The sequence below is a fragment of the Collinsella sp. TM04-29 genome (genome assembly GCF_003466565.1).
Classification (GTDB): domain Bacteria; phylum Actinomycetota; class Coriobacteriia; order Coriobacteriales; family Coriobacteriaceae; genus Collinsella.
Map to the genome: position 1 here is coordinate 557,857 of NZ_QSPW01000001.1, position 16,395 is coordinate 574,251.

Consider the following 16,395-nt stretch of genomic DNA (forward strand, 5'->3'; position numbering starts at 1 on the left):
GTTTTCCTCCATCCCCATGGGATCAGCTCTCTGCCGAGTTGTGGTAGAACTAGGGAACGGTTTTGAGGAGGTTGGCATGCTCAATGCGATGATTTGGGCGCTTGCCTGTTTTGGCGTCGTCGCTGCCGATATAGCCCTGAGCGTCGTTTTGTTCTCCGCCCTTGGCGTCGCATCGGTGTTCATGGGTTTTTCAATCGATGACCTCGACATTCAATTGCTTCAGGCCGTCGCGCAGACGGTATCGTTTTTGATGGCGCTGCTGTGGTGGCGTTATCTGTGGCCGCGCTCGTTTATGGTGCGCTGGCAGGGCGAGCGCCCGCTTGGCGGGGGAGCAGGCAAAGCATGGAGGCGCATCGCCTGCGTTATCGTGATCGGCCTTGCCCTGCAGGTGGTCGTTGGCTACGTGACCGACGCCGTGCTGTCGCTGTTGCCCGAGGCGGCGGCCGATTACAGCGAGCTTGTCGAGGAGACGGGCATGGGCGACACGAGCTATCTGGCCGTCCTGACCACGGTGCTCGGCGCTCCGTTTTGCGAGGAACTGCTGGTGCGCGGTATCATTTTTGAGTTTTCGCTCCGAGCGTTTAACCCGCAGTGCCGTCCGCTCTGGAAACGCCGGCGCCGCGCGAACGCGCAAGACGGCGCCATGGTGCCCTGGGCGGCCCCGAGTACCTGGGGCATCGCCGCGGCGATTGTGCTGCAGGCGGCAATCTTCGGCTTTATGCATATGAACTGGGTGCAGGGCTGCTACGCCGGCGCCGCCGGTCTGGTCTTTGGCTGGGTGCTCGTGACCACCGGAAAGCTCCGTTACACGATCCTGCTGCACTTTGCCTTTAATGCCGGGTCGTATCTCATGGGCCTGCTGTGGTTTGTGAACACGCCGCTCGACGTGATAATCACGGTCGCGATCGCCGGCGTGATCCTGGTGGAGGCAATGCGCTCGCTGCGCCAAGCGTGTGGGATGGACGCAGCGAGTGCACCACTTCGCTAGTTGCGGCGACCGCCTCCGTTGGCACCCTGACGCCCCTGAGCTGCGCGGTTGCGGCCTGCGGTGTTCTGCGCGCGCGACATGCCGCCGTGACCCTTGCTGCCCTTAGGCCCCTTGCCAGCGCCGGCGTCACCGTGCGGCTTGCCGCCCTTCTTGCCGGTGCCATGCCCACCGCCAGCAGACGTCTCGCCCGGGCGCGGCGGTACGGGACGGATCAGGCAATGCTTGGTGTAGCCGATCAGGTCACGACGCCCGGCTTTTTCCAGCGCCTCGCGCACGAGCTTGTAGTTCTCGGGCTTGCGATACTGGATGAGCGCGCGCTGCATGGCCTTCTCGTGCGGGTCGCGCGCTACATAGATCGGCTTCATGGTGCGCGGGTCCACGCCGGTGTAGTACATGCAGGTCGACATGGTGGACGGGGTGGGGTAGAAGTCCTGCACCTGCTCGGGCATGTAGCCCATGTCGCGCACGGCTTCGGCAAGGTCCACGGCTTCCTTCATCGTCGAGCCGGGGTGGCTCGAGATCAGATACGGCACTACGTACTGCTTGAGTCCGTATTCGCGGTTCAAGCGCTCAAATTTGCGACAGAACGCATCGTAGACGGCGCGGCTCGGCTTGCCCATCACGGAGAGCACCGCGTCGCTCACATGCTCGGGCGCCACGCGTAGCTGGCCCGAGACATGGTGCTCCAGCAGCTCGCGCAAAAACTCGTCCGAGGCATCGGCCATGGTGTAGTCAAAACGGATGCCGCTGCGGACGAAGACCTTCTTGACGCCCGGCAGCTGGCGCAGGTCGCGCAGCAGCTGCGTGTAGCCGCTCTCGTCGACCACCATGTTCTTGCACACGCTCGGCCATAGGCAGCGCTTGTTCTTGCACACGCCATGTTTGAGCTGCTTGTCGCAGGCCGGGCGGCTAAAGTTGGCCGTCGGTCCGCCCACATCGTTGATGTAGCCCTTAAACTCGGGGTCGTGTGTGAGCAGCTCGGCCTCGCGCATGATCGAGTCGTGGCTGCGCATCTGCAGCACGCGGCCCTGGTGGAAGGTCAGCGCGCAAAACGAGCACTCACCAAAGCACCCGCGGTTGGAGCTGATTGAAAACTTGATCTCGGCAAAAGCTGGCACGCCGCCCGCTGCGTCGTAATCGGGATGCCAATCGCGTGCGTAGGGGAGTTCGGCCACCTCGTCCATCTCGTCGGTGGTGAGCGTGGCCGACGGTGGGTTCTGCACCACATAGACGCTGTTGGGGTAGGGCTCTACCAGACGATGCCCGGTGATGGGGTCCATATTTTGCTGCTGCACGTTAAAGCTGCGGGCGTAGTTGAGCTTGTCAGCGGCAAGGTCGTCCCAGCTGGGCAGCAGGTCGTAGTCGTAGACCTCGTCGAGCGAACCCGTGCGGTAAACGGTGCCGTTGATATAGGTGATCTGATCGACGGGCAGCCCCGCGTCGAGCGCGTCGGCGATCTCGACAATCGCGTGCTCGCCCATGCCGTAGATGAGGATGTCGGCGCCCGAGTCGAGCAGCACCGAGCGCTTGAGCTTGTCCTGCCAGTAGTCGTAGTGGGCCAGGCGGCGCAGGCTCGCCTCGATGCCACCGATGATGATGGGGGCGTCCTTGAACGTCTGACGGATGAGATTGCCGTAGACCGTGACGGCACGGTTGGGGCGGTGACCTTCCTCGCCGCCGGGGGTATAGGCGTCGGTGTGGCGGCGGTGCTTGGTCACCGAATAGTGGTTGACCATGGAGTCCATGTTGCCGGCACTGACCAAAAAGCCCAGGCGCGGCTCACCGAGCACGGTGATGCTGGCGGGATCGGTCCAGTCGGGTTGGCAGATGATGCCCACTTTGTAGCCGTGCGCGTCGAGTACGCGGCTGATGATGGCCATACCAAAGCTAGGGTGGTCCACGTAGGCGTCGCCGCAGATGTAGACGAAGTCACACTGGTCCCAACCGCGCGCGTCCATATCGGCGCGGCTGACGGGGAGGAACTTATCGCGGCCCGGGCGCCAGGGACGGGCGGGCGCTGCCGGGGTATGAGCGGCGTGGCCGCCCTGGGCCTTGCCGCCGCGCTTTTGCTGCTGGCCCTGTTTGCCCTGCTGACTGCGCTGGTTATTCTGAGCGTGCTGAGGCTTTTTTGCCACGATCCCTCCCGGTGTTTGTATGCTGCACGTAATTGTAACCAGTCTTTTTGGGACGGGGCTAAAAAGACTGGTGGAGTACATGGGCTGGCGGATCGGCGTGTCGATGCGGATGCCGTTTGTTTCCAGACTGTGTATCCCCGTGTCGAAGGGGCCGTCTCGCGCGCACGCCATGTTGTCAATGGGTTACAGTATGAACGGCGGCTATGTTTCCGCCAACGCACGAGAGAGTCGTCAACAAGGAGGATGCACGACGATGCAGCGTGCCAAACAGATATCGGAGTCCATCGAACTGGGCATTATCCTGGCGCTCGCCGGCGGCTTTATGGATGTGTATTCGTACATTGGGCGCGACCATGTTTTCGCAAACGCGCAGACGGGCAACATCCTGCTTGTGGGCGTGAGCATCTCGGAGGGCAATTGGGCACTTGCGGGGCGCTACTTCTTCCCTGTGGTGTCGTTTGCCGTGGGCATTATGCTTGCCGACCTGGTACACGAGCGTTTTGGCAGCGTGATTCACTGGCGCCAGGTGACGGTGTTCTTTGAAGCCGTCATCTTGCTGGGCGTGAGTTTTATTCCCGGTGGCGATTTCAACCTGCTCGCCAACTGCCTTACCTCGTTTGCCTGCGGTATGCAGGTCGAGAGTTTCCGCAAGATTCATGGACACGGCATCGCCACGACCATGTGCATCGGCAACTTGCGCAACGCACTGCAAAACGTGGACGATTACATCATCACCCACAAGCGCGGCTTTTTGGAAAACGGCCTGCTGTACTTTGGCGTGATCTTCACCTTTGTGTTTGGCGCCGTGCTGGGCAACTGGTGCATCGAGCGCATGGGGCTGCACGCCATTGCGGTGGCGAGCATGCTGCTGTTTATCGCGTTTGCCATCATGTTTATCGATCGCGAACGCGACTTGCACAGGAAATGGGTCCGCATCGTAGCTGACTGGCAGACCACGAGTCTTAAGCGCTAAGGTGCATGTTCGTAACAACATTCAGGAGCCAGAAAAACTATCTAGCTCCTGAATGTTGTTACGAACTGCTTTTTGCGATTTATTCGAGATGCTCTTCAATCCGAGCCCTAAGAAGGGCAATGGCTGTAGGTATTCCAATTGCGGCGGCTAATTCGGCTTTATCCAAAACCTGTATGCTAAAGCACGATTGTTTATCACATTGAAGGACGATAACTGAAGATAGCTTCACTTCCTGTTGGCTGAATATATCGTAATCTCCAAATAGGAAGTTACCTTTTATTGCGTAATTCGGTATGTTCGTTACGCACTTCATCTCAAGTCTGTTTAGACCATAATCGAACACCGCAACTTCCTTGTGTTCGATGATGAGCGCAACCCTGGGCATGTTGCTAAAGCCACCGTCGACGACAGTGAAGAGTTTTTCATTCGCATCGTCATAAACGGTATATTTAAGACTCGATAGCTGTCCTAGTGGACCCGTGAACCCATGTCTTTTGATGTTGAGGTTGTCTCCCGCTGGGTTGATGAGAGCCAGAGTATGCGGATAAGGATTACCTTCAATTGAGATTCGATATTCGTTTGTAGCCGTCTTGCTCGATTTGGGACCAGTAGCCATCACGCGTCATCGCCTCGATCGAATTGGAACCGTCTTCTACTTCGTGCGGAGAATTGCGCTGTACGTTGCGGTACATGCAGCTGCAATAACCGCATGGGCAATTTCTAACAAAATGAATGACGCTATTTGCTGCATGCATTTTATTTACTATAAAGTATCCTTTTATAAACGTATTGTCAAACATATATTGCTAAAACAGAAACAATTTATAGACTGAGTTGGTCGTATTCTTTGGGCGATTGCTCCTATAATCTAGCCTTCGCTGCTGTCGGGAGGGAAGGACTGGGGCTCCGTTATTATGTTGAAACGCTTTAACACTTTTGACGTTCTCACGCGTTTTTTGTTTCAAAAGCGTTAGGATGGAACTTGTAGCGCGGGGCGTAATGGGTGCCCCGCACACGATGGGAGGCTATCAATGGCTAATCGTTTCGTTCTCAACACCATCTCTTATCATGGTTCCGGCGCCATCAAGGAGATCCCCGGCGAGCTCCAGCGTCGCGGCTACAAGAAGATCTTCGTCTGTTCCGACCCCGATCTGGTCAAGTTTGGCGTTACCGCTAAGGTGACCGACGAGCTCGACGCCGCCGGCATCGCTTGGAGCCTCTACTCCGAGATCAAGCCCAACCCCACTATCCAGAACGTCAAGGACGGCGTTGAGGCCTTCAAGGCCGCCGAGGCTGACGCTATCGTGACCATTGGTGGTGGCTCCTCCATGGATACCGCCAAGGCTATCGGCATCATCATCAACAACCCCGAGTTCGCCGATGTCCGCAGCCTCGAGGGCGTTGCTCCCACTAAGAACCACGCCGTATTCACCATCGCCGTGCCGACGACCGCCGGTACCGCTGCCGAGGTGACCATCAACTACGTCATCACCGACCCCGAGAAGGTCCGCAAGTTCGTGTGCGTCGACACCAACGACGCCCCCGAGGTCGCCGTCGTCGACCCTGACATGATGGCCTCCATGCCCGCCGGCCTTACCGCTTCCACTGGCATGGACGCTCTGACCCACGCCATCGAGGGCTACACCACCAAGGGCGCCTGGGAGCTCTCCGACATGTTCCACTTTGAGGCTATCAAGCTGATCAGCGAGAACCTGCGCGACTCCGTCGCCGAGGCCAAGTCCGGCCAGCCCGGCTCCGGCCGTGAGGGCATGGCTCTTGGTCAGTATGTCGCCGGCATGGGCTTCTCCAACGTTGGCCTGGGCATCGACCACGCCATGGCTCACACCCTGTCCGCTCACTACGACACCCCGCACGGCGTCGCTTGCGCCATGCTGCTGCCGATCGCCATGGAGTTCAACAAGCCGGTTTGCGCTGAGCGCCTGGCCAAGGTTGCCGTTGCCATGGGTGTTGACACCACGGGCATGAGCACCGACGAGGCTGCCGACGCCGCCATCGCCGCCGTCAAGCAGCTCTCCGCCGACGTGAACATCCCGCATGTCTGCGAGGCCATGAAGGCCGACGAGATCGAGGTCCTGGCCAAGGACGCCATGGCTGACGCCTGCTTCCCGGGCAACCCGCGCGAGGCGACGCTCGACGACGTCATCGAGCTCTTCAAGAAGATCTGCCCGGCTGCCTAACCTGGTTCGGCGGGCCCCGCCCGTTAGCCCCAGAATCGTCCTCGGACATGTCGGAGGCCCCGCTGCGCACTACGTGCGGCGGGGCCTCCTTCTGTCCTGCGGAAAGATTCTGGGGCTAACGGGCGGGGCCCGCCGGCTCGTTGTCGTGGCGGGCGCTGTTCGGAAGAGCTCGATGGGTCATCTCGCTGGGTAAATATTTGTGCGTGATGGTATCGTTGTTGGGGCTTTTACTGATTACGGGATGTTGACTTTGGAGTTGTGGATGGTGTCCCAAATGGATTCTACGCTTGGTTTTATTACTGACCAGTTGAAGGCGCTTACCTCGATTGCTTCGCCTACGGGCTATACCCGTGCGGCGACTGATTATCTGATGGAGACCCTGCGCGATATGGGCTTTGGCCCCGAGCGCTCCAATAAGGGCAATGTGCTTGTTGAGCTTGGTGGCGAGGGCGAGCCGCTCGTATTGGCGAGCCATGTCGATACCCTGGGCGCCATGGTGCGCTCCATCAAGGACAATGGTCGCTTGCGTCCCACGACGCTCGGCGGGCATCAGTGGTCTACGGCCGATGGCGAGAACTGCACCGTTTACACGCGCGATGGCAATGTCTACACGGGTGTGGTTCTCAACACCGAGCCTTCGGCGCATGTGGCCGATGAGCCGGTCAAGACCATCGAGAAGAACATGGAGATCCTGCTCGATGAGAATGTCGACAGCAAGGACGACGTACTTGAGCTGGGCATTCAGACTGGTGACATCATCGCTATGGATCCGCGCACCACGGTGACGGAGAGCGGCTACATCAAGAGTCGCTTCTTGGACGACAAACTGTCCGCGTCGATTCTGCTGGGCTTGGCGCGTGCCGTCGCCGCTGGCGAGGTGACGCTCTCGCGCAGGGTGTCACTGCTCTTTACCGTGTACGAGGAGGTCGGCCACGGCGGCGCCTTCGTGCCGGCCGATACGCGCGAGATGATCAGCGTTGACATGGGCTGCGTGGGCGACGATCTGGGTTGCACCGAGCGCATGGTGTCGATTTGCGCCAAGGATTCGGGCGGTCCGTACAACTACGACCTGGTGAGTGCACTGTCCAACATCGCGCGCGAGCTTGAGCTCGACTATGCCATCGACGTGTATCCGCATTACGGTTCGGACGTCGAGGCCACGCTCTCGGCCGGCTATGACATTCGCCACGGCCTGATCGGCCCCGGCGTGTATGCGAGCCACAACTATGAGCGCAGCCACATCGACGGCGTGCGTAACACCTACGAGCTGGTCCGCGCCTACGTTCAGCGCTAGGGGAGCAGCTTGCGACTCGGCTGACCAATCGCTAAGGCCCGATTTCTCGGGCCTTTTTTCGCTTTGGGTCGTTTAGCATTATGATGTCTGTAATCTATTAACTAAACGTGTAAATTACTTAACGAGGTGATGCGGTGTATGGATACGTTTGAGTACTTGTCTATGGGTGATGCTGCCCGCCTGTTGGGCGTTACGAAAGCCCGCATATCTCAACTTGCCGCATCGGGAACGCTCGCGTGCGATATTGTGGGCGGACGGAAGATGGTTGAGTATGATTCTGCGCTCGCTTATCAAAAGGTCCGCAAACGTGGACGCCGTCCTGCGGTCGATGTGGGGCGCAAGTTTACGCTGATGTCGGCCGACCATGAGGTCGCTCATGTCTCATTTGATCCGACGCGCGAGTTTCCCTTCGAAATCGCCGAGGTCCTCGATGCGCAACGAATGCCGTTTGGCACATGCTCGAGCTCTTCTCCAACGGTGAATAAGCGGGAGCTCAACGCGTGGTGGGGGCATCGGTCGGTGCCCGATGTTCGCCCTGGGCTTATCTCGCGCTACCGCGAGCTGGGAATTGTCAACGGCGTTGAGGTGCCGGTTCAGTGTCTGGGTCTCTCGCTTTCGGATTGCTATTGGCTGCGGCCGGCAGAATGCGACGGGCTCGAATGGCGAAACCTCAATTACTTCGAGAATGATTTTGAGCGATCGGCGCCCGAAGAGCGCTCGGGTTGGCTGGAAGGTATCGGTCTTAAAAATCCCGACAACACATCCGAGGGCGAGCTTCCTAAATCGTGGATGATCCGAAACGGCATTCGCGTTTTGGCTAAAGGGTGCGGGATGGACGATCAGCGTCCCTTTAACGAGGCGGTTGCAACGGCTCTGCATCGTCGCTTGCTTCCCAAGGGGGAGTTTGTTCCTTACACGGTTGAGCGCATGTTCGATGGCCCTGTGTGCTTGTGCGAGGATTTTCTTGACGGCCGCGAGGAATATGTTCCGGCTGTTTACGTTAAGAACGCCCTTGGCGGCCAGCGAGGAAGCTCGACGTACGACCGGTACTGCCGCTTTCTTGGTAAGCATGGAGCAGACGAGGCTGTCGTGAGAAGGTCTATGTCGCAGATGATCGTTTGCGATGCCCTTTTGGCCAACAGCGATCGCCATTGGCGAAACTTCGGTACCATCCGCAATGTCGATACCCTGGAGATAAGGCCTGCACCGCTGTTCGATAGCGGCAACTGTCTGTGGTATAACGTGCCAACTGTCGTGCTCGCAGCTGGGGAGTTTGGGTTTTCCGCTAAGCCGTTTGGGCCCGACCCTTCCGTCCAGTTGGCGCTTGCGGATTCGCTCGATTGGTTCGATTCATCGCGGCTCAACGGATTTGTTGATGAGGCGATCGAGATTCTTTCGCAGAGCGAATGGGCCACGGCGGAGGGTCGACTCGAGGCCATCCGCCGCGGCCTCGAGCGTCGCATAATCGAGGTTGGTGCCGCTGTTGAGGTACTTCGACACGTGCAGCGATAAACCCGCGGCTACTTAAGTGCGCCGGTCACCGTGCCGCCGCCCAAGACGACATCGCCACGGTAGATGACGACGGCCTGGCCGGGGGCGATAGCTCGCTGCGGCTCGTCAAAAGTCAGCAGCATTTGCCCATCGGTGCCACGCGTGAGGGTGGCCGTCTGATCCTTTTGGCGGTAGCGGTACTTGGCGCCCACGCGAATGCCGCCGGCGTCGAGCTCGGCCTCCATGCGTTCGGCCGGGGCGCTCCAGATCCAGTCGTTGGCCGTGAGCGCGGTGGCCGTCAGGTCCTCTGCCTCACCCAGATGTACGGTGTTGTCGGTGGTATCGACACCCGTTACGTACACGGGATGCGCCATCGCGACGCCCAGACCCTTGCGCTGACCGATGGTGTAGCGCAGCGCGCCGTTATGGCGTCCGACCACGCTGCCGTCGCGCCATACGATGTCGCCCGGCTCGACGGCATGTCCGCAGCGGCGCTCGATATAGCCCGCGTAGTCGCCGTCCGGGATAAAACAGATATCCTCGCTTTCGGCCTTCTTGGCGTTGGTAAAGCCCTGCTCGGCGGCTATGCGGCGCACGTCGCGCTCTTTGTCTAGGCCTGCCAGCGGAAAGATCGTGTGTGCCAGGCGTTCCTGCGTAAGCGAATACAAAAAGTAACTCTGGTCCTTTTTGGGATCTTCGCCGCGATGTAGCTGCCAGGTGCCGTCTGCCGCCTGGCTTGTTTTGGCGTAATGTCCCGTTGCGATGTAGTCGCAGCCCATGTCCAGCGCCGCATCGAGCAGCGCGCCAAACTTAATGTGGCGGTTGCAGATAATGCACGGATTGGGCGTCAGCCCCTCCTGGTAGGCGTTCACAAAGAGCTCGATAACGCTGTGGTCGAAGGTCTGCTGCAGGTCGAGCGCATGGTGCGGAATGCCTAGGCGCTCGGCGACGGCCTTCGCGTCGGCGATGTCGCGGTCGACCTTACTCATGCCCGTGACGGGATCGGGTGCGGGGCAGGTGAGGCGCATGGTGGCACCGACACATTCGTAACCCTGACTTTTGAGCAGATACGCGGTCACGCTGGAATCGACGCCGCCGCTCATGGCGACGAGCACGCGCTTATTGTGCATGGGGAGGTTCTCCTTGGTGGCATGTGGCCAAAAAAGAAAAGCGGCGCGGGAGGCTGGTTCCGCGCCGCAGACATTGTAGCAAGTTCGGGCGTCGTGTGGGACACCCTAACGAGATGGGCTCAGGCTGCCAGAAGAGAGGGAAGAACGGCGTGCCTTGGGCCTATCGACAAGTGACGGGCCCTTAGTCCTGGAAGAGCGCCGTGGACAGGTAGCGCTCGCCGGTGTCGGCGAGCAGCGCCACGATGGTCTTGCCCTCGTTCTCGGGGCGCTTGGCCAGCTGCAGTGCGGCCCACACGGCGGCACCGGACGAAATGCCCACGAGCACGCCCTCCTTGTGGCCCACGGCGCGGCCGGTGGCAAAGGCGTCCTCGTTCTCGACGGGGATGATCTCGTCGTAGACCTGGGTGTCGAGGACGTCGGGCACAAAGCCGGCGCCGATACCCTGGATCTTGTGCGGGCCTGCCTGGCCCTTGGAGAGCACCGGGGAGGTGGCGGGCTCGACGGCGACGACCTTAATCTCGGGGTTCTGCTCCTTGAGGAACTCGCCCACGCCGGTCACGGTGCCGCCGGTGCCAACGCCGGCGACGAAGATGTCGACCTTGCCGTCGGTGTCGTCCCAGATCTCGGGGCCAGTCGTGGCCTTGTGAATGGCCGGGTTCGCGGGGTTCACAAACTGGCCGGCGATGATGCTGTTGGGAGTCTCCTTCTGCAGCTCCTCCGCCTTGGCGATAGCGCCCTTCATGCCCTTGGAGCCGTCGGTGAGCACGAGCTGCGCACCGTATGCCTGCATCAGCTTGCGGCGCTCGACGGACATGGTCTCGGGCATAGTGATGATCACCTTGTAGCCGCGGGCCGCCGCCACCGAGGCGATGCCGACGCCGGTGTTGCCGCTCGTGGGCTCGATGATGGTGTAGTCGCCACCGCGCACGAGCTTGCCGGCCTTCTCGGCCTCGTCAATCATGTTCTTGGCGACGCGGTCTTTGACGGACCCGGCGGGGTTGAAGTATTCCAATTTGACGAGCACACGGGCCTTGAGGTCCTCGTCGGCCTCAAAGTGGGTGAGTTCCAGAAGCGGGGTGTGGCCGATAAGCTGATCGATGGACGTGTAAACCTTGCTCATGGTGAACCTCCAAAGTGTTCAAGTTGCTGGATGCCGTGTGGTTTCACGGTGCGTATGGCAGCTAAACCCATAAACCTTATAGGTTGTTCGTTTAGCTGCTGGCAAGCATAGTAGACAGTAAAGCCTAGTAACGCAATAGGAAATAGAAGATTATTGCAAGTCGATTAACCATCTTGACCGGAACGGGTATTTTCAAAGCCAATTTTTCGGCTAGAATTTCAACGGACTAAAAGACCGAAAGGCAGCACTAGATATGTTGGTTTCCACTAAGGGCAGGTACGCCCTGCGCGTTATGGTTGACCTGGCCGAGCACCAGGCGGCCGGTCGCATCCCGCTCAAAGAGATTGCGGCGCGACAGGGGATTTCCGAGAAATATCTCGAGAACATCTTGGCTACGCTCGTGCGCGCCAACATGCTCTCGGGCATGCGCGGCAAGGGTGGCGGCTATGTGCTCACGCGCCCGCCCGAGCAGTACACGGTGGGCGAAATCTTGCGCCTGACCGAGGGCAGTCTGGCGCCGGTCGCCTGCCTGGATGGCGACTGCAAGGGTTGCTCGCGATCTGATAAGTGTCCCACGCTCGACGTGTGGAAGAACCTGGACAAGCTCATCAACGATTACCTCGACGGCGTGACGCTCGACCAGCTCGTCGCCCCCAACGAAGGCTACGACTACATCATCTAACCCCACTTGCCATGTGGGGGCAGGGTGGGAATGGTAGATTTTCTTGCCCTTTGAGACTTGGCAAATTAGAAGGCCGCCCATTTTGCGATGGGCGGCCTTTGATTTGGTCCGATGCGTTTGTGCGTCGGGGGCGTTCTACTCTTCGGCAATACTATCGAGGATACTGCGCATGATGGACACTAGGATGCTGCCCATAAAGGCCGAGCCAAAGCCGGCGATGGAGATGCCGACGCCCAACAGGTTGACCGACAGGTAGCTGGCGAGCTCCAGCATAAAGCTGTTGAGCACGAGCTGGAAAATGCCGAGCGTAATGATCGTGAGCGGCAGCGAGATGACCGTGAGGAACGGTTTGACGAACGAATCGACGATGTTGAGGAACAGCCCCACAAAGGCAAAGCAGACCCAGGCCTCGGCAAAGCCGAAGGGTTGGATGCCGGGGACGAGGAACGTGGCGATCGCGATGGCGATCGAGGTGAAGAGCCAGTTAAGCATAAAGCGCATGGCGTGAATCCTTTCTTGCGCCGGGGTTGCTGGCGTCGCGTGAAGCGGCTTGCGGTGGCGACTTGGATGGTTGCGCGGGCACGCCGCGGTGTTTGGACGCCCATTGTCTCAAATATTCGTGGAGCTTACGTGCACATTCGGTTTCTAAACGGCGTTCGTCCTGAAAAACGCGCCGCTGACAGAGAGTCTTGTCGCTTTAGTTTGGTGGTGTGCTACACTGCTACGGGCAAAAGCCACAGGCGTTGCCCTATTGCATAGAACGGGCGAACGATGCCCGATGTTAGTATCAACTTCGATGCCTTTTGGCGGGTTTGGCGGTGATCGATGAATATCGAGAACATGTTTGACAAGCCTGATGTCAAGCAGCTGGTCCACGCATTTAGCCTCTTGGACGACGAGAAAGATATCCAAGCGTTTTTGACCGATATCTGCACGCCGCGCGAGATTTGCGATCTATCGCAGCGTCTGCAGGTCGCGCGTTATCTGGATGAGGGCGAGCCCTATGTTGAGGTTCAGGCCCGCACGGGCGCTTCGTCCACCACGGTGAGTCGTGTTTCCAAGGCGCTCAACGGCGAGTACGGTGGCTATCGCAAGATCCTCATCAAGCTGGAGGATGGCGAGTAGGCCAACGGCAACAAACGAATTGCGCAGAACCGTCCCTTCGGGGGCGGTTTTTTGATCCCTTGGGGACGGAGGAAATCTGTTGGCGTGGGGCAAATCTGTCCGCGTGGGCGGGTAGGATGGATGCATCGATTATTGCGAACGGTTTGAGTGGAGGACCATGCCTGTTCGAATCTATACCACCAATACCGGTACGGACTTGAGCGATGCCGAGGTGGCGTTGCTCGCCGACCTGGTCGCCCGCCACGGGCGTGCCGTTTTGCTGGTGCCTACGTTTGCCGAGCTCGATCTGTGCCGTCATGATGCGGCGGAAGCTGGGATTTCACTGGGTATCGATTACAAGACCCCTTCGTCGTGGCTCCGTTCGCTGTGGGAGCTTATGGGCGATGGCCGCAGCTTTGTGGATAACCTTCAGCGCCAGATGCTGTTCTCGGACATGATCGACCGCCGCGACGACGCTGCTCTGCAGCCGCTCTCGCGCAGCCAGGGCACGGTGCGCATGCTTGCGCGTATGGCCCGCGATGTGTTGCCGGGCGTGGCGGGGGCGGGCGACGAACGCTGCCGCGGCGACGTTTGCCAGCCAAAGCCCAAAAGCGACGCCGAGGCCCGTGTGTTCGAGCTTCTGTGCGCCTATGCGAGCGGTTTGGACCGCCGAGGCATGGTCGAGCCTTGCGAGGCGGCTGGCATGATGGCCGGTGCCCTGGCCGATAGCCTGCCGGGGTGCACCCGTGCCGTTTGCGTGCGCGGCGTCACGTCATTTACGTATAGCCTGCTCGAGCTGCTGTCCGCCGTGGCAAACAACGGGGGAGAGGTTGTCGTGCTGCTCGCCCGCGAGCAAGCGGCGATGCGTGAGGAGCTGGCCACGGCCCTTGATGCCTGCGGCGTGCTGTTTGAGGTTGCACCGCTGGATGAGGATGCCGGCGCTCCCGCGACTGCTCCAAAGTCCGTCGCACGTCCTGCCTTTGTGGAAGTCGCCGGGCCCCACGCCCGTGCCCGTGTCTATGCGGACGTCATCGATAAGATGGTGAAAGCGCACGAGGAGTCCAAGGTCAACGATGCCGCCTCCGCACCCGCCGATCCCGTGCGCGTGCTCGTGGTGTCCGCCCGGGCGCCCCAGCTGTTCGGCGAACTCGCTGCCCGTTTGGCGGCGCGTCACATTGCGGCCGAGACGACTGAGTTCACGGCGTTTTCCCAGTCCATCGCAGGTAGGCAGTTTACGGCGCTCGCCAACCTGATCGAGCGTATGAAGGCCGCCGACGAGGGCACCGCCTCCAAGACCGAGTGGTGGCCCGCCCCGGAGCTTACTGACTGGATCTACAGTCCGCTTTCAGGCGCCGATGCCGCCAGCGCGCGAACCTTCGATAAGAACATGCGACTGTCGCGCAGCAAGACCACTGCGGGCGTCAAGAGCCTGCTGCAGAGCGTGCAGGGCCAGGTGAGGGGCGCGCGCAAGGCGGCGAGCGACGAGAACTGGTTTAAGAACGTGCCGTGCGTGGTCTCGGACGTGTTCCAGGCGCTGTGGCGCGACAAGCCCGTGACGGCGCTCAAGGCCATGCTTGCCGTTGCCGAGGCACTGCCCGATCGCGCGCTTGGTGGTCTCGACGGTCAGGCCCGTCGCCAGGCGGAGGTGGCCCTGCTGCGCCACGCGATCGACATCCTTATGAACGATGCTCGCGCGCTCGACGTGTCGCAGGCCGCGACCGTGCCCGTGCTCGATGGCATTCGCACCAAGGTGGACAAGCGTAGCACCGCCTACGATTACGAGACCTACGAGGTTGACCGTGCGCCACGTGCCCAGGTTCGCTTTACTTCGCTTGCCGATGCGGCGGCCCTGCGCCCCGGTAGCTATGATGCCGTCCTGTTTGCCGATGTCGATCTGGACAGCTATCCGCTCTCGCATGAGGAGGGTCCGCTGGCCACGCTGACGGCGAGCCTTGGTCGCGAGGGCGTGACGCTTGAGCCCGCGGCCTTGCTGCGCGTGCGCTTTGGCCACGCGATGCAGGCGGCGCGCGGCCCGCTTGCGCTCGCCCGCGTGACGCACGATCGCCAGGCGCGCGAGTGCTATCCGGCTGCCGTGTGGACCGAGTTGCGGGCGCATGCCGAGGCCGCTGATGCTGCTAAGCCCACGCGCGTGGGCGAGGGCGATATCGTAAGGGACTTCGATCCCGCGGCAGGCGAAGGCCTCAAGCGCGAGCGCGTGACCTGTGAAGCCCCTCAGCATCTGAGTGCCGAGGCCGTGCCATATCTGGTCCTGCGCCGTCGCGATGGCGAGGGCGAGGACGCGCCGCTCGTGCCGCGCCTGACGTCCGCCTCGCAGATCGAGGCCTATTCCACCTGCCCGCTATGCTGGTTCGTGTCGTATCGCGTCAAGCCCCAGTCCATCGACGCGGGCTTTGGGAACATGGAGAAGGGCAACTTTGTTCACGACGTGCTGGAACACCTGCACGCCCGTCTGCCCCAGGAGGGCATGGAACGCGTGACGCCCGAGAACCTGCCACGTGCTCAGGAGCTGCTGCGCGAGGTCTTTGACGAGACCTTGGCCGAACATGCCTCCAAGCGTGGCAACGAGGGCCCGCTTGTGCCGCTCTCTCCGGTAGAGGAGCGGCAGGTGGCCGAGATTTTGCCGCAGCTGGAGGGCGTGCTTGCCTATGAAGCCGAGGCGCTGACCCCCTTTGCTCCGCGCTACCTGGAGTTTGCCTTTAACGATCTTAACGTTGAGTATGCCGGCTGGCCGCTCGGCGGGCGCATCGACCGTGTGGACGTGGATGCCGAGAAACGCGCCGTGGTGATCGACTATAAGCACCGCACGGGCGTTGAGGAGTTTAAACTCGCCGACCCTACGGTGCGCGACGAGGAATCGGGTGAGGCCGCCATCGACGACCCGCGGTGGCTACCGCCACATACCCAAACGCTCATCTACGCCCAGGCCATGCGCCGGGCGCTGGATCTGGATACCCGTGCGGCGCTCTATTTTTCGACCAAGGGCGGCAAACCGGCGCTGCGAGGCGCCGCGAGTGCCGAGCTGCTCGAGGAGGAACGTGGTGACGGCCGCATTCCGGGGCTTAAGAAGGGTTTTCCCGGCGAGGGCGGCAACATGGACTTCGATGCCCTGCTCGACCGCGTGGAGGCCGGTATCGCCGAGCGCCTGCATGAGCTCGAGGCGGGCGACGTCGCCGCTGTCGACCCGGCGTCGACGCAGGCCGCGCATGCGCGCTGCTCGTATAACCATGAAGGAACGTTTGTAAGGAGGGACGTGTAGACC

12 protein-coding genes and 1 pseudogene are annotated in these 16,395 nt (G+C 60.6%); 8 read left to right on the plus strand and 5 right to left on the minus strand.

Annotated elements, in window-relative coordinates; all coding sequences use genetic code 11:
- Positions 1-76 precede the first annotated feature (76 nt).
- Positions 77-988: a CPBP family intramembrane glutamic endopeptidase gene (locus DXD39_RS02540; protein WP_158565405.1), complete on the plus strand. Its 912-nt coding sequence runs from the start codon at positions 77-79 to the stop codon at positions 986-988.
- Here the strand turns inward: DXD39_RS02540 and DXD39_RS02545 are convergent.
- Positions 985-3,123 carry a YgiQ family radical SAM protein gene (locus DXD39_RS02545; RefSeq protein WP_233541085.1) on the minus strand — a complete coding sequence of 713 codons (2,139 nt, stop codon included), beginning with the start codon at positions 3,121-3,123 and terminating at the stop codon, positions 985-987. The genes DXD39_RS02540 and DXD39_RS02545 overlap by 4 nt on opposite strands.
- Positions 3,124-3,376: 253 nt before the next feature.
- Between DXD39_RS02545 and DXD39_RS02550 the strand changes: the two genes are divergently transcribed.
- On the plus strand, positions 3,377-4,096 hold the full coding sequence (locus DXD39_RS02550) for a YoaK family protein (RefSeq protein WP_117803020.1): 720 nt from the start codon (positions 3,377-3,379) through the stop codon (positions 4,094-4,096).
- A gap of 79 nt (positions 4,097-4,175) precedes the next feature.
- On the opposite strand, the gene DXD39_RS02555 is transcribed toward DXD39_RS02550, so the two are convergent.
- Positions 4,176-4,712 carry a hypothetical protein gene (locus DXD39_RS02555; protein ID WP_117757906.1) on the minus strand — a complete coding sequence of 179 codons (537 nt, stop codon included), beginning with the start codon at positions 4,710-4,712 and terminating at the stop codon, positions 4,176-4,178.
- Positions 4,713-5,127: 415 nt separating this feature from the next.
- Here DXD39_RS02555 and fucO point away from each other — a divergent pair, with 415 nt between their 5' ends.
- From fucO to DXD39_RS02570, 3 genes are all read left to right on the plus strand, one after another.
- Positions 5,128-6,294: a lactaldehyde reductase gene (gene fucO / locus DXD39_RS02560; protein ID WP_022094861.1), complete on the plus strand. Its 1,167-nt coding sequence runs from the start codon at positions 5,128-5,130 to the stop codon at positions 6,292-6,294.
- Positions 6,295-6,568: 274 nt separating this feature from the next.
- Positions 6,569-7,588: a M42 family metallopeptidase gene (locus tag DXD39_RS02565; RefSeq protein WP_117803397.1), complete on the plus strand. Its 1,020-nt coding sequence runs from the start codon at positions 6,569-6,571 to the stop codon at positions 7,586-7,588.
- 138 nt (positions 7,589-7,726) lie between these two features.
- The gene (locus tag DXD39_RS02570) at positions 7,727-9,100 is read left to right on the plus strand and encodes a DNA-binding protein (RefSeq protein ID WP_117803021.1); all 1,374 of its coding nucleotides are present in this window, start codon (positions 7,727-7,729) and stop codon (positions 9,098-9,100) included.
- An 8-nt stretch (positions 9,101-9,108) separates the two neighbouring features.
- Here the strand turns inward: DXD39_RS02570 and mnmA are convergent.
- Together mnmA and cysK are read right to left on the minus strand one after the other, a co-directional pair.
- Positions 9,109-10,212 (minus strand): annotated as a pseudogene (mnmA, locus tag DXD39_RS02575) (tRNA 2-thiouridine(34) synthase MnmA); the annotation flags it as partial.
- Positions 10,213-10,390: 178 nt separating this feature from the next.
- On the minus strand, positions 10,391-11,329 hold the full coding sequence (gene cysK, locus DXD39_RS02580) for a cysteine synthase A (RefSeq protein ID WP_117803023.1): 939 nt from the start codon (positions 11,327-11,329) through the stop codon (positions 10,391-10,393).
- Between the two features lie 253 nt (positions 11,330-11,582).
- Between cysK and DXD39_RS02585 the strand changes: the two genes are divergently transcribed.
- The gene (locus DXD39_RS02585) at positions 11,583-12,011 is read left to right on the plus strand and encodes an Rrf2 family transcriptional regulator (protein WP_117803024.1); all 429 of its coding nucleotides are present in this window, start codon (positions 11,583-11,585) and stop codon (positions 12,009-12,011) included.
- Between the two features lie 135 nt (positions 12,012-12,146).
- On the opposite strand, the gene DXD39_RS02590 is transcribed toward DXD39_RS02585, so the two are convergent.
- Positions 12,147-12,512: a phage holin family protein gene (locus tag DXD39_RS02590; RefSeq protein WP_022094856.1), complete on the minus strand. Its 366-nt coding sequence runs from the start codon at positions 12,510-12,512 to the stop codon at positions 12,147-12,149.
- 324 nt (positions 12,513-12,836) lie between these two features.
- On the opposite strand from DXD39_RS02590, the gene DXD39_RS02595 reads away from it, so the two are divergent.
- Positions 12,837-13,136, plus strand: a complete 300-nt coding sequence (locus DXD39_RS02595; RefSeq protein WP_022094855.1) for a YerC/YecD family TrpR-related protein — start codon at positions 12,837-12,839, stop codon at positions 13,134-13,136.
- Between the two features lie 157 nt (positions 13,137-13,293).
- Positions 13,294-16,392: a PD-(D/E)XK nuclease family protein gene (locus DXD39_RS02600; protein ID WP_117803025.1), complete on the plus strand. Its 3,099-nt coding sequence runs from the start codon at positions 13,294-13,296 to the stop codon at positions 16,390-16,392.
- Positions 16,393-16,395 lie beyond the last annotated feature (3 nt).